Source organism: Luteibacter rhizovicinus DSM 16549, from assembly GCF_001887595.1.
GTDB classification, from domain to species: domain Bacteria; phylum Pseudomonadota; class Gammaproteobacteria; order Xanthomonadales; family Rhodanobacteraceae; genus Luteibacter; species Luteibacter rhizovicinus.
In genome coordinates this window covers 3,278,703-3,301,663 of the sequence record NZ_CP017480.1, presented here as the reverse complement: position 1 = coordinate 3,301,663, position 22,961 = coordinate 3,278,703, and the positions used below count along the sequence as shown (strand labels likewise).

Below are 22,961 nucleotides of genomic sequence, written 5' to 3'. Positions count from 1 at the left end.
CTGTATAATCCGGGGCAGTAACACCCGGTGGGAGAAGCGGAAGGACCCGCTGCCGAAGGCGCAACGCCCGTAATCGCTCAGGCCCCCATGACCACCGGCGTGCTTCATCACTCTGGAGAGACCGGTTGAATCCGGCGCCGAAGGTGCAAGAGGCCTACCCGCCTCCAAACTCTCAGGCAAAAGGACAGAGGGGCGCCCCACGTGCCGGCACGGCACGTTCTTTCGGATGCCTCCAAGTCATGAGCCAGAAAAACTCTCCTTCGCTGCGTGAGCTCGAGAACCATGGCGCGTTCATCGAACGCCACATCGGTCCGAACGATGCCGAGATCGCCGAGATGCTCAGCGTCGTCGGCCACGACACGCTCGACGCGCTGACCGACGCCATCGTCCCCGGCTCGATCAAGTCGCCCGCCCCGCTCGCCCTGCCTGCCGCGGTGACCGAGGAGGAAGCGCTGGCCAAGATCCGCGCCATCGCCGACCGCAACACCGTCTTCCGCAGCTTCATCGGCCAGGGCTACTACGGCACGCTGACGCCGAACGTCATCCTGCGCAATGTGCTCGAGAACCCGGCGTGGTACACGGCGTATACGCCGTACCAGGCGGAGATCTCGCAGGGCCGCATGGAAGCGCTGATCAACTTCCAGACCATGGTCGCCGACCTGACCGGCATGGACATTTCCAACGCCTCGCTGCTCGATGAAGCCACCGCGGCTGCCGAGGCGATGACGCTGGCCAAGCGTTCGGCCAAGTCGAAGTCCAACGTGTTCTTCGTCTCGAAGGACGTCCATCCGCAGACCCTGGAAGTGCTGCGCACCCGCGCCGACGGCATCGGCATCGAGCTGCATATCGGTGATGACGCCGAAGGCGCCACCGTCGACAGCTTCGGCGTGCTGCTGCAGTACCCGAACACCTTCGGCCGCATCAACAACTACAAGGCGCTGGCCGACGCGACCCACGCGCGCGGCGGCATCGTCTGCGTCGCGACCGACCTGCTGGCCCTCACCCTGATCGCTTCGCCGGGCAGCTGGGGCGCGGATATCGTCGTCGGTAACACGCAGCGTTTCGGCGTGCCGTACGGCTTCGGCGGCCCGCATGCTGCTTACCTCGCCTGCCGCGATGCGTACAAGCGCTCGATGCCGGGCCGCCTGATCGGCGTCTCCGTCGATACCGAAGGCAAGGCGGCTTACCGTCTCACCCTGCAGACCCGCGAGCAGCACATCCGCCGCGAGAAGGCCACGTCCAACATCTGTACCGCGCAGGTCCTGCTTGCGGTCATGGCCAGCATGTACGCCGTGTATCACGGTCCGGAAGGTCTGGCCCGTATCGCGCGTCGCACGCATCGCCTCACCGCCATTCTCGCCGGGGCACTCGGCAAGGCGGGCGTGACCGTTGGCCATGACTACTTCGATACGCTGCACGTGACCGGCATCGACGCCAAGACCATTCACGCGAAGGCCGCCGCCGCCAGCGTCAACCTGCGCGCGATCGACGCCTCGAGCGTCGGCATCAGCCTGGACGAAACCACCACGCGTGCGGACATCGCCACGCTGGCCGGCGTCTTCGGCGCAGACGCGAACGACATCGACGCGCTCGATGCCGCGACCGCCGATGCCCTGCCGTCGGGCCTGCTCCGCGATATCGACTTCCTGCAGCATCCCGTGTTCAACACGCACCACAGCGAGCATGAACTGCTTCGCTACCTGCGTGGCCTCGCCGACAAGGACCTCGCGCTCGATCGCACGATGATCCCGCTGGGCTCCTGCACCATGAAGCTCAACGCCACCGCCGAGATGATCCCGGTGACGTGGCCGGAGTTTGCCAACATCCATCCGCTCGCGCCGGCCAACCAGGCGCAGGGCTACAAGCAGCTCATCGACGAGCTGGAAGCGATGCTGGTCGAGTGCACGGGCTACGACTCCGTCAGCCTGCAGCCGAACTCCGGCGCACAGGGCGAATACGCCGGTCTGCTGGCGATCCGCGCGTATCACCGCTCGCGCAACGAAGGCCATCGCGATATCTGCCTGATCCCGGAATCGGCTCACGGCACCAACCCGGCGTCGGCCCAGATGTGCGGCATGACCGTCGTCGTCACGCGCTGCGATGCCAACGGCAACGTCGACGTCGACGACATCCGCGAGAAGGCCGAGAAGTACTCGGATCGGCTCGCCGCGATCATGATCACCTACCCGTCCACGCACGGCGTGTTCGAGGAAGACGTGGTCGCCATCTGCGACATCGTGCACAAGCACGGCGGCCAGGTGTACACGGATGGCGCGAACATGAACGCGCTGGTCGGCGTCGCCAAACCGGGCAAGTGGGGTTCGGACGTCTCGCACCTCAACCTGCACAAGACCTTCTGCATTCCTCATGGCGGTGGCGGCCCGGGCGTCGGTCCGTGCGCGGTCAAGTCGCACCTCGCTCCCTTCCTGCCGCGCACGTTCGGCGGTGAAGGCGATGTCGGCATGGTCAGCGCCGCCAGCTTCGGCTCGGCCTCGATCCTGCCGATCTCCTGGATGTACATCACGCTGATGGGCACCGAAGGCCTGCGCAAGGCGACCCAGGTGGCCCTGCTCAACGCCAACTACATCGCCAAGCGCCTGGCGCCGCATTACGACACGCTCTACACGGGTCGTAACGGCCTGGTCGCGCACGAGTGCATCCTCGACCTGCGTCCGCTCAAGGACGCCACTGGCGTCGGTGCGGAAGACGTTGCCAAGCGCCTGATCGACTTCGGCTTCCACGCCCCGACCCTGAGCTTCCCGGTCGCCGGCACGCTGATGGTCGAGCCGACCGAGAGCGAATCGCAGCACGAGCTGGATCGCTTCATCGACGCCATGATCCAGATCCGCGACGAAATCCGTGCGGTGGAAGACGGTCGCCTGGACCGCGAAGACAACCCGCTGCGCAACGCACCGCACACGGCCACCATGGTCATCGGCACGGAGTGGACCCACGCCTACCCGCGCGAACTGGCCGCCTTCCCGCTGCCTTCGCTCCGGCTCTCCAAGTACTGGCCGCCGGTGTCCCGCGTGGACAACGTCTACGGCGACAAGAACGTGATGTGCGCCTGCATCCCGATCGATGCCTATAAGGAAGATGTCGAGGCCTGAGCCTCGGCATCAAGGGCCGGCCAGGGAAACCTGGCCGGCCCTTTTTCTTTTGTGGGGAACCGCTTCTTGTGGGAGCCGATTCATCGGCGATTGGGTGCTCGCGGCACCCCGGCCCGCTGCCGCGGGATCGCCGCTGAAGCGGCTCCTACCATGCCATGGGAAGCATGCTGCTAAGCCGCTCCGTTGGCTTTTCGCCGCTGAAGCGGCTCCCACACCACTTTATTGTCATAAACTGTTCGCCTAGATTTTCCAAGGCAACGCATATGACCCAGGAAACCCCACGCGACGACAGCCTCCTCGGCCTGCTCCAGGGCGTCGAGGACTTCAGCCACAAGATTTTCCCCGAGCCGGAAAACCGCAAGCTGTTCAGCGAACTGGCCGAGGGCCAGGCGCCGCACACCCTCTTCATCACCTGCGCGGACTCCCGTGTGGTGCCGGAGATGATCACCCAGACACAGCCGGGCGAGCTCTTCGTCTGCCGCAACATCGGCAATATCGTGCCGGGCTACGGCGAGATGCTCGGTGGTGTGTCCGCCGTGGTCGAGTTCGCCGTGATGGTGCTCGGAGTGCGGCATGTCGTGGTCTGCGGTCATACCGACTGCGGCGCCATGAAGGGCCTGCTCAATCCGGAGTCGACCAAGGACCTGCCCACGGTCGAAGCCTGGCTGCGCAATGCGCAGGCGGCCAAGAGCGCCGTGTTCGCGCGCAAGCTCGAGGGCGCCGACGCCATGCACGCGTTGATCGAGGAGAACGTTCGCCTCCAGCTGACCCACCTGCGCTCGCATCCCGCCGTCGCGGCAGCGTTGGCCAACGACGCGATCAACCTGCTCGGCTGGGTCTACGACATCGGTGACGGCAAGATCACCGTGCTCGATGAGGCGACCAGCAACTTCATCCCCCTGGCCGAAGCGATCAAGCGAGAGCACAAGGCGTGATCCTTCCCGGTCGCGCGCATCTCGGACACATCCTGCGTTATGTGGGCAAGCCGCTGATCTGGTTGCTCGCGTGGGATGTGGCCGTGACCGCCTTCTGGTACGTGATGCACCCGCGATGGACCGCCGAGTTTCCCGCCCTGCCGCTCACGTTGCTCGGCTCGGCCGTGGCCGTCTACCTGAGCTTCCGCAACACCACCGCGTACGCGCGCTGGTGGGAGGCGCGCACGCTATGGGGTGCCATGGTCAACGCCTCGCGCACGCTCGCCCGTGAGGCGCTGGCCATGCTGCCCGAGCGTGCCAGCGGTATTGCCGTGGTCCACCGGCAGATCGCCTACGTGCATGCCTTGCGGCTGCACCTGCGTCGACAATCGCCCTGGGACGAACTGTCCGCGCGTCTGCCGGCCGACGACGTGGAACGGTTACGTGCCGTCACCAACGTCCCCAACGCCATCCACGCCCGCACCGGCACGCTCATCGCCGAGGCGAAGCCCGATCCGATCCTGCTGACGGCCCTGGCGCGCACCCTGTCCGACATCTCCAACGCCCAGGGTGGCATGGAGCGGATCAAGAACACGCCGCTGCCCCAGCAGTACGCGACCTACCCCGCTATTTTCACCCACGGCTTCTGCATCCTGCTGCCGCTCGGCCTGGTCGAGACGCTCGGGGTTTACACGCCGCTGGGCTCCACGGTCGCCGGCTTTCTCTTTCTCGCCCTGCTGCAGATCGGCAACGATATGCAGAACCCCTTCGAGAACCTCGAAGACGACGTCCCGCTGACCACGCTCACCCGCGGCATCGAGATCGACCTGCGCGATGCGCTGGGCGAAACACATGGGCTGGAGCCGGCCAAGCCGGTCGACGGGATTCTCTGGTAACACCCGCCGCGCCCCGGCATGGTGCAGCGCACCCATGACCGTTGGCACACGACCGCGACTCCAAATCGGATTTCAATCGATATAAATACCGGTCCCACGGAGATCTGCCCTTGCGCGCGATGCACCCGTTCGTCCTTGCCGCCGCCCTGCTGCCCGCGGCAGTGGTCGCCGCTTCCGGCCCCGCCGACCTCGTCAATCCGCTGATCGGCACGGCCAACGGGGGGAACGTGTTCCCCGGCGCCGTCGTTCCGTTCGGTATGTTGCAGTTCTCGCCAGAGGCCTCGCCGCTGCCGGGCAAGAAATCGCCCATCGCCGCGCCGGGTGGTTACGAATACCGCGCCGATGCGATCCGTGGTTTCAGCCTGACCAATGTCGAAGGCTGGGGATGCGCCGGTGGTTCGGGCGATGTCCCGATCATGCCGATCACCGACGACGTGACGACGTCGCCGTCGACGGACTTCCGCCACGCGTATGCGTCGAAGTTCACGCACGCAAACGAAGTTGCCAAGGCCGGCCATTACCACGTGACCCTCGACAACGGTGTCACCACCGACCTCACCGCCGCCCTGCATTCGGGCGCGGCACGCTTCGCCTTCCCCGCCGGCAAGCCGGTCAACGTGCTGGTTCGTGCCTCGGATTCCGAATCGGGCTCGGAAAAGGCGACCGTCACCATCGATGCCGCGCACCAGCGCATCAGCGGCGACGTCACCAGCGGTAATTTCTGCGGTTACATCAACGAAGCGGATCGGCGCAGCTACTACACCGTCCACTACGTGATCGAGTTCGACCAGCCCTTCGCCACCACCGGCACCTGGCAGGACACGACCGTCACCAAGGGTGGCAAGCAAGCCGAGGGCGGCACGGGATACGGCGAAAAGGGCTTCCCGGACACGGGCAAGGGCTCGGGTGCGTGGGTCGGGTTTGCCAAGGGCACGCGTACGGTCAATGCCCGCGTCGGTATCTCCTACGTCAGCACGGCGAATGCACAGGCCAACCTCGACGCGGAGAATCCCAGGGGAACGACATTCGAAGCGCTACGCGACAAAGCCGTCGATGCCTGGAATGCGCGCCTCTCGCACATCGACATCGAAGGCGGCACGCCCGACCAGCGCACGGTGTTCTACACCGCGCTCTACCACTCGCTGATGACGCCCAACGTGTTCAGCGACGTCAACGGGGAATACACCGGCTTCGACAACAAGGTGCACAAGGTCGCCGGCGGCCAGAAGGCCCAGTACGCGAACTTCTCCGGCTGGGACGTCTATCGTTCCCAGCTGCCGATGGTCGCCTGGCTCGAGCCGAAAACCGCGAGCGACATCGCGCAGAGCCTCTACAACCAGGCTCAGCAGAACAACGGCGTGTGGGATCGCTGGACACACAACAACGGCGGCACGCACGTGATGAACGGCGATCCCGCCGCTGCGGCGATTGCGGGCATCTACGCCTTCGGTGGCCGCGATTTCGACGCGAAGGGCGCCCTCGCCTCGCTCGTCCATGCGGCGGACAACCCCACCTCACTGGACCTCTCGCACGACGGCTGTGAAGTCGAATGCGTCGGCCAGCGTCCCGGCCTGGATGCCTGGCTCAAGCTGCATTACATCCCCGTCGGTGCGCCCGCCTGGGGCCCGGCTGCCGACACCCTGGAAACGGTCGCTGCCGAGTTCGGCATCAGCGCGCTGGCGGGTCGCCTTGGCGACACCGCCACCTCGCAGCGCTTCCTCGGCCGTGCGCAGTACTGGCGCAATCTGTTCGACCCGAAGGCGACGCCCGAGGGCGGCTACATCCGCAACCGCAACGCGGACGGCACCTGGGCACTGATCAAGGACGACGACAAAGAAGCTCCGCACGCCTTCTCGCCCTCGACTGAAGATGGGTTCGTCGAAGGCAGCGCCGCGCAGTACGTGTGGATGGTGCCGTTCAACGTCGGCGGCTTGTTCGACGCCATGGGTGGACGCGACAAAGCGCGCAAGCGCCTCGATGCGTTTTTCTACCAGCCCGATGGCACCTTCGCCGTCACCAAGTCCGGCCCGCTGCATGCGGAGTTGGATAACGAGCCGTCGATCGGCACGCCGTGGCTCTACAACTTCGCCGGCCAGCCGTGGAAGACCCAGGAACTGGTGCGTCGCGTGCTCGACACGATCTGGGTGAATGCGCCCAACGGCATCCCGGGTAACGACGATCTCGGTGAGATGTCCTCGTGGTACGTGTTCGCTGCGCTGGGTGTGTATCCGTCGATTCCCGGCCGCGCCGAGATGGTGGTCGGCAGCCCGTTGTTTACGAAGGCAACCGTTCACCGTCCGGATGGCGATGTCGTGATCGAAGCGCCGAACGCTGGCATGGGCAAGCCGTATGTCACGGCGTTGAAGGTCGATGGCAAGGCGACCACGAAGTCGTGGCTGCCGGAGTCGTTCGCGCTGAAGGGCGGCAAGCTGGAGTTCGATCTGTCGGATAAGCCGAACAAGGCCTGGGCGACGAAGCCATCCGACGCCCCGCCCTCGTTCGATAAGAAGTAGCCGATCGCGCTCTTGGTAGGAGCCGATTTATCGGCGAATGGGTGCTTGCGGCTAGCACCCATCGCCGATAAATCGGCTCCTACAACAGTGGGTCAGTCGCGACCTGCTGGTTAAATCGTTATACGGCGCAGCCGCAGCGCATTCCCAACGACCGACACCGAACTCAGACTCATCGCCACGGCCGCGATCATCGGCGACAGCGTGATCCCGAACAGCGGATACAACACACCCGCCGCCAGCGGCACGCCGACTGCGTTGTAAATAAACGCAAAGAACAGGTTCTGCCGGATGTTCTTCACCGTTGCTTCCGACAGCGCACGCGCACGCGCGATCCCCGCGAGGTCGCCCTTCAACAAGGTGACCGACGCATTCTGGATGGCGATGTCACTGCCATTACCCATTCCGATGCCGATATCCGCAACGGCCACCGCGGGCGCGTCATTGACGCCATCACCGGCCATGGCGACCTTCAAGCCACGCGCCTTCAGTGCCTTGACGATATTCGCCTTGTCCTCGGGCGAGGCACTCGCGTGCACCTCGTCGATGGGCAGCGACGACGCTACCGCTTTCGCCGTCGCCTCGTTGTCGCCGGTCAGCATGATCAGCGTCACGCCGGCGGCATGCAGGGCATCGAGCGCCGGCTTCGTCGAGGGCTTCACGGCATCCGCCATTGCAAGCACAGCGGCGAGTCGGCCATCGATCGCCATGAACATCGCCGTCGCGCCCTTGGTTCGCGCCTTGTCGGCGATCTCACGACCCGCCGCAATATCCACGCGCTCATCGTCCATGAGGTCGACGTTGCCCAGCGCAACATCGTGGCCGTCGACGCGACCACTGACACCACGGCCGACCACCGCCTGAAACCCTGTCACCGCCGGAATCGAGAGGCCCTCGCCTTCCGCGGCCGACACGATCGCTGCGGCCAGCGGATGCTCGCTTGGTCGTTCGATCGACGCCGCAAGCGCCAACACCTCGGCACGCTCGCGACCGAAGACGTGCAAATCGACCAGGGTCGGCTTGCCCTCGGTAAGCGTACCGGTCTTGTCGAAGACCAACGTATCCACCTCGCGAAGTGTCTCGATCGCGGAAGCATCGCGGAACAGAACCCCCGCCTGGGCGCCACGACCGCTGGCCACCATGATCGACATCGGTGTCGCCAGGCCCAGCGCGCAGGGACAGGCGATGATCAGCACCGAAACGGCAGCGACCAGGGCATGCGTCAGCGCGGGTGTCGGCCCGACGATCCACCACACAGCGAAGGCGAGTGCCGCTGCGATGACGACGGCAGGCACGAACCAGGCTGCCACGCGATCGGCCACGCGCTGTAACGGCGCACGGGAACGCTGCGCTTCAGCCACCAGCGCCACGATGCGCGAGAGCACGGTGTCCTGGCCGACATGGTCGACGCGAATCACCAACGCGCCATGCTGGTTCTGCGTGCCACCGGTCACCTTGTCGTGCACCTTCTTGACCACCGGCACCGGCTCGCCGGTCAGCATGGACTCGTCGACATAGCTTTCGCCATCGATCACGCTGCCATCGGCCGGAACCTTTTCGCCGGGGCGGACGCGCAGGTGGTCGCCAACGTGTAGCGATTCCAGGGGAATGTCTTCTTCGTTTCCGTCTCGGCCGATGCGTCGCGCCGTCGTCGGCACGAGGCCCAAAAGCCCGCGCAAGGCCTCACCTGTCTGGCGACGTGCGCGCAACTCGAGGAAGTCGCCGAGCGTCACCAACGTGACGATCACCGCCGCCGATTCGAAATAGACGGCTACTTGCCCGTGCATGTCGCGCATGGCCGGCGGAAAGAGGCCCGGTAAGGCAAACGCCACCGCGCTGTACAACCACGCCACGCCGGTGCCGAGCGCGATCAGCGTGTACATGTTCGGCGACCAGGGCAGCAGCGAACGCCAGCCGCGCGCGAAGAACGGCGCACCGCCCCACAGCACCACGACGCTCGCGAGCAGGGCTTCTACCCAACCAAGACCGGCCGCCCACGGCTGACGCCACATCTGCCCGGTCACATGCGGGACCATCGCAATCAGGAAGACGGGCAGCGTCAGCGCGACAAGCGTAACCAGGCGGCCACCGAGCGCGATGACCTCGCCGTCGTCGTCCTCGAGCGAGGGCATGGCGGGTTCGAGTGCCATGCCGCACTTCGGGCATGAGCCGGGGCCTTCCTGGCGGACTTCCGGGTGCATCGGGCAGGTGTAGATCGTCCCAGCCGGCATCGGTGCTTCAGGCGTCTTGGGTTTGAGGAACGCCTCCGGTGACGCCACGAAGCGCTCCCGGCAGCGCGCGCTGCAGAAGTGATGATCGTGGCCATGATGGGAGGCGTGGTGTTGGGTCTTGGCCGGATCCACGGTCATGCCGCATACGGGATCGATCACGGTCGCCACGTCGGCAACCGCGTCGTGGGAACAACAGGCGTGCGTCATGTGTTCGGCTCCGCCAGTGCTTTGAGGATCGGGCAGTCTTCCGGCGCGCCATGACCCGGGCAGGCTTCGACGAGCTCCGACAGGCCGTCGCGGACGCGCTGCAGTTCGGCGATGCGCTCGTCGATGGCGAGCAAGCGCGCCGCGGCGCGTTCACGCACCCCTTCCACGCCGACATGCCGGTCCGCGGAGAGGGCTAGCAGTTCACGAATCTCATCGAGCGTGAAACCGAGATCCTTCGCCCGTCGGATGAAGCGCAGGCGGGAGACCGTGGCCTGGTCGTATTCGCGGTAACCCGAGGGCCGGCGTCGCGGGGCAGGCAGCAGCCCTTCCCGCTCGTAGAACCGGATGGTATCGATGGCAACGCCCGCGGACTGCGCGATGCGGCCGATGGTGAGGGAGGATTGAGTCGTCATGGGACAAGTCTAGACCCTTGATCTAGGTCTAGAGTCAATAGGCCGTCGACTGGGCCAGGTCAGCGCTGAAATTCGGGAACGACCGCAGCACCCGTCGATGGCTGGGCAAAGTGGTAGCCCTGCTGGAGCACTACCCCTATGTCCCGCAGCGCGGAGGATTCCCCAGCCGTCTCCACCCCTTCACCGATGACGCGGACACCGAGGTCCGCGCAGAGGCTTGTCATGTGGTGGACGATACGCTGGCGAACCCTGTCCCCGTCGATGCCTCGGATGAGACCGATGTCCAGTTTCAGCAGGTCGGGCTGAAAGTCCGCGAGCAGGTTCAACCCGGCGTAGCCTGCCCCAAAATCATCAATGGCGGTCTGGAACCCGCGTGCACGGTAGGTCCGCAGGATGCTGAGCAGGTGAGCAGGGTCGGAAATGGCTTCGTGTTCGGTCACTTCGAAGATGATATGGGCCAAGGGCCAACCGACACGTTCCGCGGCCGCCAGGGTCGCCCGCAGGCAGTGCTCGGGGTTGTAGACGGCGTTCGGCAGGAAGTTGATGGAAAGCAATGCGGGAAGCTTCGCCTCAACGGCACATTCGAGCGCCCGCACGCGGCAGGCCTGGTCAAAGGCATACTGGTTTCCAGGGCTGACCGCAGCGAGCACATCCTGCGCTGACGCACCGTCGGCACCGCGCACCAGCGCCTCATGGGCAAAGACCGATCGCGCATTCACATCGACGATGGGCTGGAAAGCCATGGTGATGGACTTCTCAAACTCCCCACCATCGCGACATGCACCGCACGCAAGCCGGCTACCCATCGTGCCCTTCCCCTGTGACTCCACCGGTAACGGCAGCCTGACAGTAGACTAAACGGGACAGCGAACACTGGTGTGAACGTCGGTCAGCTCTGTTGCAGTCCCAGTAGTTCGTTCGCCTGGTCTTCTGAGAGCGCCACAGCTTCAACCGTAAACACCACGTCGCGACCTGTCGACCTGTTGGTCAACGTCTTCAGACCGGTGGATGCGAGATCTCCCCAGACACTGTGGAAGAGGTCGAGCCTGCCCTTGTCGAGCGTGCCCAGGGTCAGACCCCCAATGCGCTCAATGAGAGCGCAGCGTAAGTCCGGGTGATACCAGATTACCGCGCCGTGCACGTTATCCCCCTGCGGCCTAAAAGAACCGGATACGCCGGGTCCCTTACTGCCAACATCAACGCTCAACACCGTTGTCGGGGTCTCGCTGACCCACCTGGTCGGGACCCGGCTCTTCCGGAAACTCCCGGGAACCCGGATCAGGTTCACCGGGGTCAGTGTCCGGCTGGTTGGGCTGGGGGTCGGGCTGGAGCGGGAGTTCGCCCGGAACCGTTTCGCTTGTGGAATCAACCATGGATTTGCCCTCGTCGGAGGCGCACACATGTGTGCACGCCAGTCCGGATTAGGCCGGCGCTGGCGTGACGGTACCGGGCGGAAAGGGTTAGCAGGTGGTGAGCGCGTTCATGAATGTGATGTCCCACACGTCATGTGAAAATCTCTGCACGTCGGCGGGACGGCAGACGCAGAAGTCGTCCTTATCCTCTAGACCTCGGCAAACGGCACGCGTCGCCGGAGCCGATGCGCCTGGTGAAAGCCAGCCGTATGGTGCAGTTGTGCAACGTGCACGCCCGTCTCATCGGACACGACGCGACAGACGAAAAATGTGTGCAAACCGATCTCCTGGCTATGCACGATCGTCAGCTCCTGAACACGCCGCGCCTCGGCCACGACCGGGATGCCGAACTCCCGTGACGACCGAACAGCAAACGGTAGCGCGCTCCAGTCGGTAAGTGCCTGTTTGTGATGCTCGCTGAGACGGTAGACGACTTGCTTCATCGTTGCGGGAACATGGGACAGGGCAACCCGGCGGGCTTCGCGCAGGATCGGTACGGAAACGTTAGTCGTGCGCAGCGCGAGCGAAAAATAGCCACGGCGGTCGAGCGGTCCGATCAGATCCATCGGGAAGATGTTCTGGTGGCCGTCCGTGTTCACGGAGACCAGCACCACCGGCTTCGGGCACAGGTAGGCGATCATCAACTGCTGGACCGCCACGGGATCCGTGTTCAGGCCATTCGACGAGCGGTTCTTTCGCATCATCCGGTTCTGCAGCCAGGCATTCCATGAACGCCGCGGCACGCTGAGGCAGTGGTGATCACCGGATGCCACGCGATAAAACGCGAGCGACGTCGCCCCGATATCCGAAGCGTCCCTGACCAGATGGAGCGCACCCAGAAGTTTCCCGCTCTCGTTGTCGCGGTATTCGAGAACGGGATGCTGGCCCGCATCGACACTCGTCGCGATGACCAGCGGATTGAGCGAGGCCACGGTATGGTCGACGGTGACGTCGGCCGATGAGCTATCCCAGCGCAGGGTCGCGGTGACCACCTGCTGCGGTGACGCGAGCGCGATCGTCGCCCACTGCGGCAGCGGTCGCACCAAGGGCCTTACCCAGTCCTTCCACATCTCACACCCGCCGAAAGAGCAGGAACATATAGAGCCGCGTGGCCAATCCGAGTCCTCGAGGCTCCAGGCGTTCGAGCCGGAAGTGAGGGGCGGCGGCGCGCGTCACCGCACGCGGGGTGAAACGATGGATACGGCTTTCACTGGCAATGCCGTAACTGCCGTCCCGAATCAGGTTCAGGAGGTTCGCCCGCCACCAGGCATAGCGCGCATCGCCCAGGTAGAACGGATTGAGCATGCTGGCCAGGACGAAGCCACCCGGCTGGACCACGGCAGCGAGATCTTCGAAGAGCGCCGCCTGCTCCGGGATGTGATTGAGGACCGCGAAGTTCGCCGTGACCCCGTGGACCTTGCAGGTCAACGGCAAGGACACCGTGGTCACGGCGTCGCGGGCGATCTCGTCCTGGCAGTGCTGCGCCAGGTAGCCTTTCATGGCATCGGACGGCTCGTAAACGAAGGTCCGATGGCCGTGGGCGGCGAATACCTTGGCGTCGATACCGGTTCCCGCACCGAAATCCAGCACGTCCGCGCCCTGGGGAAGCAGGTCCAGCGCGATGGACTGGAAGCGCTCGCGTACCTGCCGGTCGCGCGGGGAGGTCTGGATGACGGCGTGGTATTGCTCCCCGGTATGCATGTCGCCCGCTTCTCCCTCGGTAAACCCGTGGGTGCCAGCGGGGGCATGGAAAGTTGCACGGAGGCAGCCCCGCCTACTGAGCGCCTCAGCTCATCTGTTCGGCCAGACTGCGCGTGCGCGAGGTCACTTCGTCTCCGGTGTGCAACGTGCTCGCCGGCTCGATCAACAACACCCAGCATTCGTCGGCGGCGACCGGATTGTGGCGAACACCGCTCGGGACGGTGAGGAAGTCGCCCTCCTTCAGGTCCACGGCGCCATCCTCGAAATCGATGCGCAGCGATCCTTTCACGATATAGAAGAGCTCGTCCTGGCCATCGTGGGCGTGCCAGACGAGCTCACCCTTGAGCTTCGCCGCCTTGAGTAACTGGTCGTTGACCTGGCCGATCACCTTGGGTGACCAGTAGTCCTGGACGCGATCGAAGGCGGCAGCAAGAGCGGTGGGGGAAAACATGGCGAAAGCCTGCATGTGTCTGCTGATGACAGCGCTATGCCGAGTCTATCCAGACTGCCAGTTCCGTCAACGCCAGCACCAACCTCACTTCACCTGGGTCAGCGGCAAGACCTTCTCGCACAGCAGGTTGTACTCCGCATCCACCACCTCCTGATTCGGGTCGTGCCCGGAGTATTCAAGCAGCACCCAACCCTTGTCCGGCGCGCTATTGCTCTCCATTCTCGGCGCGCAGATCCGAGCTTACCTGCCTGTTCGATTACGCCATGCTTCCAAGATTTCGCGTCGAAACAAGAAGATAAACACAGGTTGCAAGGCTAAAGTGACAAACACAAAAACCTTCACGCCGGTCCAAAGATCTCGCGTGCATGCGTAGACCACCGCTGGAAACAGAGTCAGCAGAGCAGCTCTAAATGTGAGGTCTTTGTAAGCGTACATTTACTCTCTCCGTTCACCGCGCTAGGCCAAAGGCTCGTTCGGGTCCACATTCGCCTTCTTCTTGGCGTAATTTGAAGTGGCAGGCTCGCACGGCCTTCGGCCCACCAGCGATGACAAGAATGTCCCTTCCCCGACTGCCGGTTCCGTCAACGTCAACGTCAACGCCAGCACCAGCCTCACTTCACCTGGGTCAGCGGTAGGACCTTCTCGCGCAGAACTTTGTACTCCGCATCCACCACTTCCTGGTTCGGATCGTGCCCTGAGTGCTCAAGAAGCACCCAGCCCTTATCCGGCGCGGTGATGCTCTCGTAGTAGTGCCGAGCCATTTCCGGCGGTGCCAGCAGGTCGTGTGCGCCTTCGACGAAGTACACCGGTATGGCGAAGTCGGTCCCGAGTTTTGGCAGGTCGACCTGCGACAGCATGCCGTCGCCATGCATCCCGACGAAGTTCATGAACGAATAGTCTTCGCCGGCCTCATAGTCGTCCTCCGCCTTTTCGGTCGTATAGGCCGCTGCCCTGTGCCAGGTAGATGGTGGCGGCAGCGTCACCTTCGCCTCGTACTTGCGGATGACGCGACGGACCTTGCCGAAGCTACGTGGGTCGGTCCATGGCGGCGATCCAACGCCATTGAGTACCGCGAGGGAAGCCGTGTCGTTATCGCTGGTAGCCAGCGCCATGAGCTTCTTGTAACTCGCCGCCTGGGTCTCGATCGAATTGACGACCTGGGATGTGCCTACATAGGCGTAAAACAGTTCGGGATGCGCCTTGGCCATATGGACGGCCAGTATCGAGCCCCAGGAACTGCCCCACAGGATGACTTTCCGCTTGCCATACCGCTTGGCCAGATAGGCAGCGAGCTCGTTGCCGTCCTGCGCCATGCGCTCGATGGTGAGCTTCTCGCCCGGTGCGGGCGGGCTACGACCATAGGTCATGCCGGAGCCGCGCTGATCCCACTGGACCACGATGAAGTCGCGTTGCCCGGCACCGTAGATGCTGTCGGAAAGGCCACTGAGTGGATTGCCCGGGCCGCCGCTTATGAAGAGGATGATCGGATTGGCGCAACTGTCGCCTTTGGCGGTGACCCATTGTTCGATGCCGCCGATGACGACGAAGCCCGAATCGTCGACCTTGGATGGTTTGCCCGTGCACGACGGGGAGAGGCTCGGCCCTTGCGTCGGGCTCAGCGCAGGTGTGTCAGCGGAAACGGCCAGTGAACCCCACATCAAGGCGGCCAGCCCGAGGGCCAGCGTCGCCACCAAGCAACGTTTCATCATTCGTGAACCCCTGTCTTCCGTGTTGCCCAGCATCCGGGTCGAGGACCCCGCTGCCCCTGTTGCGCCGTTGGACAATGCCCGAACGGTAGGGCGCCGTCGAGGGGCCACGCCCATCGTCACGCCCTGGCGTCACGCCTTTGTATCGAAACGTATCCGGGGTGGGCCGAGACACATTTCGAGGGCTTGGGCTGGGCTACGGGACATATTCGGGACCACTCCGCTTGGTCTCCTATACCTGTCCTGACGCCCACCCTGGAGAGTCCCATGAATAAGAAGATCGCCCTGGCCATCCTGGCCACCCTCGCTGGCACGATCGGCAGCGCGCACGCCCAGTCGGCGCAGCCATTGCCGCCGCAGACAACCCTTTCGACGACCGCCTCGCAAGACCCCCTGGGCCCGCTGAAGCACATCCGTGCCGGCGTGCTGGACGTCGCCTATGCCGAGCTCGGTCCGGCGAACGGTCCCGTCGTGATTCTCCTGCACGGCTGGCCGTACGACATTCACAGCTATGAGGATGTGGCCCCTGCCCTCGCCGCGAAGGGCTACCGGGTGCTGGTGCCGTATGCACGCGGCTACGGTGAGACCCGTTTCCTTTCCGCCGACACCCTGCGTAATGCCGAGCCTGCCGCACTGGGTCAGGACGTCATCGATTTCATGGACGCGCTGCACGTCAAGCGCGCGGTCTTCGGTGGCTTCGACTGGGGCGCACGCTCGGCCGATATCGTTGCGGCGTTGTGGCCGGAACGCGTGAAAGCGCTGGTCAGCGTGAGCGGATACCTCATTGGTAGCCAGGAAGCCGGTCAGGCGCCGCTGCCTCCGGACGCCGAATACCAGTGGTGGTATCAGTTCTACTTCACCACCGAGCGTGGCGAGCTTGGCTACGCGAAGAACCATCACGACTTCGCCAAGCTGATCTGGAAGAACGCCTCACCGAAGTGGAACTTTGACGACGCGACCTACGAGCGTAGCGCCCAGGCGCTAGAGAATCCGGACCATGTCGCTATCACCATCCACAATTACCGCTGGCGGTTGAACCTCGCCAAGGGCGAAGCGAAGTACGACGGCCTGGAGAAGCGGCTGGCTCAGGCGCCGAAGATTTCAGTGCCGACGATCACGCTGGAGGGAGATGCCAACGGCGCGCCGCATCCGAAGCCGGAGGCGTATGCCAGGCAGTTCACCGGGAAGTATGAGTTCCGGCTGATTACCGGTGGGATCGGGCACAACTTGCCAGAGGAAGCGCCGGAAGCATTCACCAAGGCCGTGATCGACGCCGATCACCTTTGACCCCTAGCCGCTGCCCTACTCCCAACACATCCGCGCAAGCGCCGGAGCGGTGCACTGCACGCCCCTATGCGTCAGTGCACCGACCGCTTCCAGGCCATGAGCCATGCTTTCGCAGTCCACGGTATCGGACTCATGCAAGTGACGTCCGGCATGCGCATGCCGTCCCCTTGCCGGCTATCGTCACCGGGTCCTCCTTTCACCGCCATGCGCACATGACCGCAAAGTCTGAAGCCGCCCTCAAAGACATCGCCTGGTTCCTTTTCTGGCTGGTCGTATTTAGTGCACCCATCGACGCTTTCAGTGTCTACCTGGGCTACACGACACCGATGATCTCCCGCATCACGATGTGGGCACCGGGGGCGGCCGCACTCGTGACCTGCCTCATCCGTCGTATTCGTATCGACAGCCTCGGTTGGCACTGGCCGAAGTGGAATGTCATCGGATGGAGTTACTTCCTGCCGTGGTTCTACGCATTGCCGGTTTATTTCCTGGCATGGCTGCTCATACCGGGTGCGCTGGACTGGCCGGCCTTCGTCGCGCAGTCCGCGCAGCCGTATCACGTCGTCAACCATGCAGGGCTCTTCGCCGCCGCGTTCAGCATTCCCACGACGCTGGTCTTCGCCTTCCTCTCGACCATGATGTGGGCTCTCGGGGAAGAACTCGGCTGGCGCGGCTTCCTTCAGCCTCGGATGGGCGCGTGGCTCGGAACGACGAAGGGTGCGTTGGTCGTCGGGCTTATCTGGGCCGCCTGGCATTACCCAGTGCTTCTCGGCGCCGACTACAACAGCGGCACCCCGCCCGCCTACGCCCTCACCTGCTTCACGCTCACGGTGGTCAGCATGGCGGTGATCAGCGGCTGGCTACGCACCGTTTCAGCCAGCATCTGGCCAAGCGTCGTGTTGCACGCCATCCACAACACCCTGATCCAGGCTGTTCTCGATGCGATGACGAATACGCATGGAAACGCCCCGTATGTCACGACGGAATTCGGCTTCGGCATGACGCTGACCATGGCGGCCACGGCGTTCGTTGTCGCGCGGACGTGCGCGAAGAGAAACCCGACTGGCGTCGCGGCCTGAGGCACGTATTGAGGTCGCAGGCGGTTACAGCAGCTCCTGCATAAACGCCTGTGTCGCTTCCGCGACCTCGTCCAGTCGGGTATCCATGGCGAAATGCCCTGCGTCTAGAATGACTACGCGCGCGTTCGGAAGATCGCGTTTGAACGCTTCGGCCCCAGGGACCGTGAACGCCAGATCATGCTTACCCCATACGACCAGCGTCGGCAGCTGCTGCCCGCGTAGCCACGTCTGCCAGGCCGGATACGCCGCAAGGTTGTACTGGTAGTCGAAGATCAGTTCGGACTGGATCTCCGCCTGGCCAGGACGATTGAGGTAGGCGTATTCATCCATCCAGAGGTCGGGATCGTAGGCCTCCACGTGCGGATCAGTACCGATGTGGCGGGCACGAGTGGTTTCCACGGACAGATGGGTCTGGCGCACTGCCTGCTCGTTGGCGGCGCGATCCGTCCAGAACGCCTTGCGCTTCTCCCAGATCGGACCGAGGCCATCTTCATACACGTTGCCGTTCTGGAAGATGGTGCCCAGCACCGCCGACGGACGCGCCATGGCGAGGCGCACACCGACCGGCGCGCCGTAGTCCTGCATGAACAAGACGTACTGGTCGATTCCCACGGCGTCCGTGAACTTCTGTATGACCGCCGCGAGGTGATCGAACGTGTACGCGAAGTTCGCGGGCGTCGGCGCATCGCTGTTGCCGAAGCCGGGATAGTCGGGCGCGATCAGGTGATAGCGATCGCCGAGCTTCCGCATCAGGCCGTCGTACATCCTCGATGAACTGGGGACACCATGCAGCAGGAGCAGTGTCGGCTTTTTTCTGGCGCCGGCTTCGCGATAGGCGATCTTTACGCCATCGATGTCGACCGTTCGATAGGACACCCGTGCGGTCGATGCGGAGGGCGCCAGTCTGGTATCGGGGGTAGCGGCGTCTCGATTCATGACGGCTCTCCTTTGAGCCATGAACAATGGCGAGATCCTCCTTGAATGACGCCATGGCTACAATCTGCCCACGCCGAAACTAAGTCTTTCTCGCGGAGGAATAATCCTCAGATCCCTCTTCAATGCCGCACCTTCTCCAGATCCAGCATGAAGAGGTAGCTGCCTCGCGCTGCCGATCCGGGGGCATCGATGCAAACGTGGATATAAGCCTCGATCGTCGCCTGAGCGCCCTGTCCCGCCGCGCCCATGCCGCCTCCGTACTGGTCGCAACCCGTCGCTCTCTCCAACCGAATGGAGAGCAGGTGAGCGGAGGTTTTCAGCGCGCTCATCACGGGGACGTGCGCACCGAGGGTGACCAGGAGGGCTATGGCGCCTCCTACAAGAACGCCGGCCCATGTCGCTCCCGATAGCGTTCGGCGGGTGTCGTTACTGTTCGAATGCATGAGAATCCTAGGGTTGCACGGTGCGTCGAACGCGCTCGGCGTTCTCGGCATCCATGGCTTTTAGCGGGGTGTCGGTCGGGCAGCCTTGAGGGACACGCGCATCGACGCGGTAAGCGGCAACGCACGCGGCTTCGCTGGGCAGTGCCTGTGCATCGGGCAGATCGTTCGCCAGGGTGTGTGAGGGGGCCATGCTGAGCCGGGTGTCGCCGTCCTTGGCCGCTGCCTTCGACGGTGCGTCACCGAAGCCACACCCGCCACCCAGCGGACCGATCGCGCAGTGCATGCGGACGCCGTGGCCAAAATCCACCGTTTTCTTCAGGGTGGCGGCGTCTTGTGCGCGACGGAGCCCCTGGCTCACCACGTTTTCGTCGCGTGGCACCCAGGCGTCTTCGAAACGGGATCTCGTATATCCGACGATGTCCTTATGCGACATGATGCCGGCGCTGTCGGTGGGCCGTGGCGCCGCGTAGTTCGGTATGGCCGGTGCGCCATCGGTCTTGTGCATGGCAGGCATGTCGGTCGCTTCGGTGGTTACGTCGGCCGCTCCGGACTGACGGAGAACGGCAGCATCTGCGGCGGGCACCGACGAAGTCTCCGGCACCGCTGCCGCCTTCGGCTTTGCATGTGGCGCAGGGAGCGGGCGGGTCGTCGAGGTCACCTGGGACGCTTTGGCCGAGCGACCTTGAACGTCCTCGGACGCAACCGCCCGAGGACGCGACGCCCGCCCGACAAAGCGGACCTCCAGCGCCACGTCCCGTGCGGAAGGCGCTGCCATACCCGTCTGCACCTGTGGCTGCATCTCGATGCGGATCACCAGGAACACGAGGACATGCACACCCACCGCAGCGACCATCGCGAGCGTGGACGAGGCCCGCAAGTCGTGGCGTGCCTTGCAATCCACGTACATCTCCGACATCGTTGCCATGCCGACAACTTTACGGAGAAAGTTTACTGTTTAACAGTAAACTTTAAGTACTTAACAATGATTATTGATTGTGCTAAGGCCAAATCTCGGGCGCGATGGCTCCGCTATGGCGTCCTCGTCGTCATGCTGCTGGTCGTGCTCTCCAACATCGCCCTGGCCTTGCCGGGCGGGTGGGAAACAGCCAACAAATACGTCGAAGTCACCCGGTCGTTCACCAAACCGCTGGCGGACCATCCCGGCTTGCTGACCTTCGAAATCGCCCTGGAATCGATCATCTGCCTGGTGGGCCTTTACCGACTGGTCAAGCTGCTACGCCTGTTCGAGAGCGGAGAGTTCTTCAGTGCGCGCGCAGTGCGTCATCTACGAGCATTCGCTCTGTCACTGCTGCTGATCACCCTCGCCGGATGCTTCATGCCGCCGCTCGAACTGCTGGCTGGACGTCTTCTCGGCATTGGCCATGTCACCGCGATCGCGTTGGACATCGACAGCAACGATGTCTGGTCGGGAATGATCAGCGCCGTGTTTTTCGTCATTGCCCTGATCATGGGCGAGGCCGGAAAGCTTGCCGAAGACAACGGCCTGATCGTGTAACGGCCATGCCTATCGTCATCAATCTCGACATGATGCTCGCGCGACGCAAGGTGAAGTCGCGCGCCCTGGCCGCTTACGTGGGGATCACGGAGCAGAACCTGTCCTTGCTGAAATCAAGCAAGGTACGAGGTATTCGCTTCGGCACTCTGGAGCGCATCTGCGAATACCTCGATTGCCAGCCGGGGGATTTGTTGGAGTATCAGCCGGGGGAGTCTACGGGTGACGATTCCGACGAGGCTGATTGATTTCTGATGGGAGAGCATCGCCGCTGAAGCGGCTCCCACAGGTCTCCGCCTCGGCGTCGTCAGTGTGGGCCGCCTGCCTGGATCGTGGCTTCGTTGATCTTGCGCACCCTGCCCTCGTCTACTTTTTCGATCTTGCGGTCGTAGGTGTATAGGCCGTTGTGCTCGCCTTCGACGTCGGTGATCTGGGTGTAGACGCTGCCGGATACGCCGATGCCCGGACCCTTGTCACGCAGTACGGCGGTGTTGGCGACGTAGCCGTCGTTCAAGGCGGCGTTGTCTTTCACGGCGCCGTACGGGTTGATGGCGGTGTTCGGCCAGATGTGTCCGGCGACGCCGAGAGTCAGGCCGCCGTGTTCACCGTCCATCGAAGCGCGTGTCGCATCGGGGGCGGGCAAACCGGGCCCCTGATAATCGTGGATGTCGATGAGGTCACCGGCCTGCGGATCGCCCTTCGTGTCGCAGCAGTTGGCGCCGCTACGGGCATTGACCAGTCGCGAGGGGTCGATCTTCTTGATCTGCGCCGCCAGCTCGGCCGCTGCCGGAATGCTCCACTGGCCCCAGCCTTCGTTGAACGGGATCCAGCCGATGATCGACGTCTCGCCCTTCAGTTGCTCGACGATGGCCGAGACGTCGGTGCGGAAACCGGCCTTGTCGGCATCGCTGAGTTTGTCGTTGTGGCCGTTCGGCAGCGAGGGCATGTCCTGCCAGACCATCAGGCCGATACGGTCGGCCCAGTAATACCAGCGCGCGGGCTCGACCTTGATGTGCTTGCGGATGGTGTTGAAGCCGAGGTCCTTCGTCTTCTGGATGTCGAACTTCAGCGCCGCATCGGTCGGTGCGGTGTAGATGCCGTCCGGCCAGTAGCCCTGGTCGAGCGTGCCCAGCAGGAAGGTCGGCTTGCCATTCAACACGATGCGATTGAGGCCGCCCACCTTGGCGATACCGATAGTGCGCAGGCCGGCGTAGCTCGTGACGTCGTCGTGCTGATCGCCCTGGGTGAGCGTGGCCTTGAAGGTGTAGAGGAAAGGATCTTGCGGACTCCACAGATGCGGATGCGCGATGGCGACATGCAGCGGCGTACCGGTCGGGCCCTTCGCTTCGCCCACCGGTCTGCCATCCGCGTACGCGGTGATATGCAGCGTCGCGTTGTCGTTGGCGCCCTGCACTTTCGATGTCACGGTAAAGGCATCCAGGCTGGATGCCGGAGTGAACTCGATCTGCGCCAGACTCGTTGCCGGCACCGGTTCCAGCCACACCGATTGCCAGATGCCCGAGGCCGCGGTGTAAAAGATGCCATCGGGCTTGAGGCGCTGCTTGCCCACCATGACGTTGACGCTGTCGACCGGCGCGTGCACGGCGACGACGATCTCCTGCTGGCCCTTCGGAACGAGCGCCGGCGTGATGTCTGCGCTGAAGGATGTATAGCCGCCCGTATGGCGTGCCACTTCCTTACCGTTGACGTAAACCGTGGCGTCCTGCGCGACGGCGCCGAAGTTAAGCCGTACGTGCTGGCCGTGTGCGGTGAAGGCGGCGGGGATATCCACCAGGCGGCGGTAGGTCATGAAGTCGGCGTGCTTTTGCACACCTGAGAGGACAGACTCGATCGGGTATGGGACCAGGACCTTGTCCTTGAGGGCCTTTCCGAACGCGGGCGCAGTGTTTCCGTCCGTGGCTGCGTACTGCCACAGGCCGTTGAGGCTCAGCCACTGGGGGTGATCCAGCGAAGGACGTGCCAACTGGGGCCGGGGATAGTCGGGCAAGGCGTTGGTGGGGGAGACTTCGGCGGTCCAGGGGGTGCTCAGGAGAGCGGGCTTGCCGCTCCAGGTGGCGGCATTATCCGTCGCGGCCATGGCCATGGGAGCAGCTCCGAGGGCGATGGTCATGGCGAGCCACGTTTGGCGCTT

21 protein-coding genes and 1 riboswitch are annotated in these 22,961 nt (G+C 63.9%); of the genes, 8 read left to right on the top strand and 13 right to left on the bottom strand.

The features are described from left to right. The first annotated feature begins 102 nt into the window (after positions 1-102). Positions 103-198: riboswitch (glycine riboswitch) on the top strand. 41 nt (positions 199-239) lie between these two features. From gcvP to BJI69_RS15115, 4 genes are all read left to right on the top strand, one after another. Further along, complete coding sequence (gcvP, locus tag BJI69_RS15130; protein ID WP_071924993.1) at positions 240-3,110, top strand: aminomethyl-transferring glycine dehydrogenase; 2,871 nt, start codon at positions 240-242, stop codon at positions 3,108-3,110. A 263-nt stretch (positions 3,111-3,373) separates the two neighbouring features. Then, positions 3,374-4,045, top strand: a complete 672-nt coding sequence (locus tag BJI69_RS15125) for a carbonic anhydrase (protein ID WP_046967131.1) — start codon at positions 3,374-3,376, stop codon at positions 4,043-4,045. After that, the gene (locus BJI69_RS15120) at positions 4,042-4,920 is read left to right on the top strand and encodes a bestrophin family protein (RefSeq protein WP_046967130.1); all 879 of its coding nucleotides are present in this window, start codon (positions 4,042-4,044) and stop codon (positions 4,918-4,920) included. The genes BJI69_RS15125 and BJI69_RS15120 overlap by 4 nt, the downstream gene beginning before the upstream one ends. Positions 4,921-5,039: 119 nt before the next feature. Then, a complete protein-coding gene (locus BJI69_RS15115) occupies positions 5,040-7,433 on the top strand; it encodes a GH92 family glycosyl hydrolase (RefSeq protein WP_046967129.1) in 2,394 nt (797 codons plus the stop codon). Between the two features lie 110 nt (positions 7,434-7,543). On the opposite strand, the gene BJI69_RS15110 is transcribed toward BJI69_RS15115, so the two are convergent. The 9 genes from BJI69_RS15110 to BJI69_RS15075 form a co-directional block, all read right to left on the bottom strand. Beyond that, on the bottom strand, positions 7,544-9,868 hold the full coding sequence (locus tag BJI69_RS15110) for a heavy metal translocating P-type ATPase (protein ID WP_046967128.1): 2,325 nt from the start codon (positions 9,866-9,868) through the stop codon (positions 7,544-7,546). Next, on the bottom strand, positions 9,865-10,281 hold the full coding sequence (locus tag BJI69_RS15105; RefSeq protein WP_046967127.1) for a heavy metal-responsive transcriptional regulator: 417 nt from the start codon (positions 10,279-10,281) through the stop codon (positions 9,865-9,867). Before BJI69_RS15105 ends, BJI69_RS15110 begins: the two co-directional genes overlap by 4 nt. Positions 10,282-10,340: 59 nt before the next feature. Beyond that, positions 10,341-11,087, bottom strand: coding sequence for an EAL domain-containing protein (locus tag BJI69_RS15100; RefSeq protein ID WP_046967126.1), 747 nt, complete (start codon positions 11,085-11,087; stop codon positions 10,341-10,343). Positions 11,088-11,170: 83 nt separating this feature from the next. Next, the gene (locus BJI69_RS22350) at positions 11,171-11,422 is read right to left on the bottom strand and encodes a hypothetical protein (RefSeq protein WP_125903073.1); all 252 of its coding nucleotides are present in this window, start codon (positions 11,420-11,422) and stop codon (positions 11,171-11,173) included. A gap of 420 nt (positions 11,423-11,842) precedes the next feature. After that, positions 11,843-12,625 carry a flavin reductase gene (locus BJI69_RS15090; RefSeq protein ID WP_244890689.1) on the bottom strand — a complete coding sequence of 261 codons (783 nt, stop codon included), beginning with the start codon at positions 12,623-12,625 and terminating at the stop codon, positions 11,843-11,845. A gap of 139 nt (positions 12,626-12,764) precedes the next feature. Beyond that, positions 12,765-13,394, bottom strand: coding sequence for a class I SAM-dependent methyltransferase (locus BJI69_RS15085; RefSeq protein WP_046967123.1), 630 nt, complete (start codon positions 13,392-13,394; stop codon positions 12,765-12,767). A gap of 85 nt (positions 13,395-13,479) precedes the next feature. Beyond that, positions 13,480-13,845: a cupin domain-containing protein gene (locus tag BJI69_RS15080; RefSeq protein ID WP_046967195.1), complete on the bottom strand. Its 366-nt coding sequence runs from the start codon at positions 13,843-13,845 to the stop codon at positions 13,480-13,482. Positions 13,846-13,929: 84 nt separating this feature from the next. Continuing rightward, entirely contained in the window at positions 13,930-14,064 is a 135-nt protein-coding gene (locus tag BJI69_RS23060) for a hypothetical protein (protein WP_280136188.1), read from the bottom strand. A gap of 392 nt (positions 14,065-14,456) precedes the next feature. Further along, a complete protein-coding gene (locus BJI69_RS15075) occupies positions 14,457-15,551 on the bottom strand; it encodes an alpha/beta fold hydrolase (RefSeq protein WP_052767110.1) in 1,095 nt (364 codons plus the stop codon). A gap of 267 nt (positions 15,552-15,818) precedes the next feature. Here BJI69_RS15075 and BJI69_RS15070 point away from each other — a divergent pair, with 267 nt between their 5' ends. Both BJI69_RS15070 and BJI69_RS15065 read left to right on the top strand, forming a co-directional pair. Next, positions 15,819-16,838 (top strand): alpha/beta fold hydrolase, encoded by a 1,020-nt coding sequence (locus BJI69_RS15070; RefSeq protein ID WP_046967122.1) that lies wholly within the window; start codon positions 15,819-15,821, stop codon positions 16,836-16,838. Between the two features lie 212 nt (positions 16,839-17,050). Next, positions 17,051-17,917, top strand: coding sequence for a CPBP family intramembrane glutamic endopeptidase (locus BJI69_RS15065; protein WP_046967121.1), 867 nt, complete (start codon positions 17,051-17,053; stop codon positions 17,915-17,917). 24 nt (positions 17,918-17,941) lie between these two features. Here BJI69_RS15065 and BJI69_RS15060 read toward each other — a convergent pair whose 3' ends face one another. The 3 genes from BJI69_RS15060 to BJI69_RS22660 all read right to left on the bottom strand — a co-directional run bounded on the left by BJI69_RS15060 (position 17,942) and on the right by BJI69_RS22660 (position 20,221). Continuing rightward, the gene (locus BJI69_RS15060; RefSeq protein WP_046967120.1) at positions 17,942-18,853 is read right to left on the bottom strand and encodes an alpha/beta fold hydrolase; all 912 of its coding nucleotides are present in this window, start codon (positions 18,851-18,853) and stop codon (positions 17,942-17,944) included. Positions 18,854-18,972: 119 nt separating this feature from the next. Then, the gene (locus BJI69_RS15055) at positions 18,973-19,296 is read right to left on the bottom strand and encodes a hypothetical protein (protein WP_046967119.1); all 324 of its coding nucleotides are present in this window, start codon (positions 19,294-19,296) and stop codon (positions 18,973-18,975) included. A gap of 7 nt (positions 19,297-19,303) precedes the next feature. Further along, positions 19,304-20,221 carry a hypothetical protein gene (locus BJI69_RS22660; protein ID WP_162200973.1) on the bottom strand — a complete coding sequence of 306 codons (918 nt, stop codon included), beginning with the start codon at positions 20,219-20,221 and terminating at the stop codon, positions 19,304-19,306. A gap of 123 nt (positions 20,222-20,344) precedes the next feature. Here BJI69_RS22660 and BJI69_RS22655 point away from each other — a divergent pair, with 123 nt between their 5' ends. Both BJI69_RS22655 and BJI69_RS15040 read left to right on the top strand, forming a co-directional pair. Beyond that, positions 20,345-20,812, top strand: a complete 468-nt coding sequence (locus BJI69_RS22655) for a DUF2975 domain-containing protein (RefSeq protein WP_046967118.1) — start codon at positions 20,345-20,347, stop codon at positions 20,810-20,812. A gap of 5 nt (positions 20,813-20,817) precedes the next feature. After that, positions 20,818-21,057 (top strand): helix-turn-helix domain-containing protein, encoded by a 240-nt coding sequence (locus BJI69_RS15040; protein WP_046967117.1) that lies wholly within the window; start codon positions 20,818-20,820, stop codon positions 21,055-21,057. 59 nt (positions 21,058-21,116) lie between these two features. Here the strand turns inward: BJI69_RS15040 and BJI69_RS15035 are convergent, their stop codons facing one another. Then, positions 21,117-22,940 carry a glycoside hydrolase family 2 protein gene (locus tag BJI69_RS15035; RefSeq protein WP_162200972.1) on the bottom strand — a complete coding sequence of 608 codons (1,824 nt, stop codon included), beginning with the start codon at positions 22,938-22,940 and terminating at the stop codon, positions 21,117-21,119. Positions 22,941-22,961 lie beyond the last annotated feature (21 nt).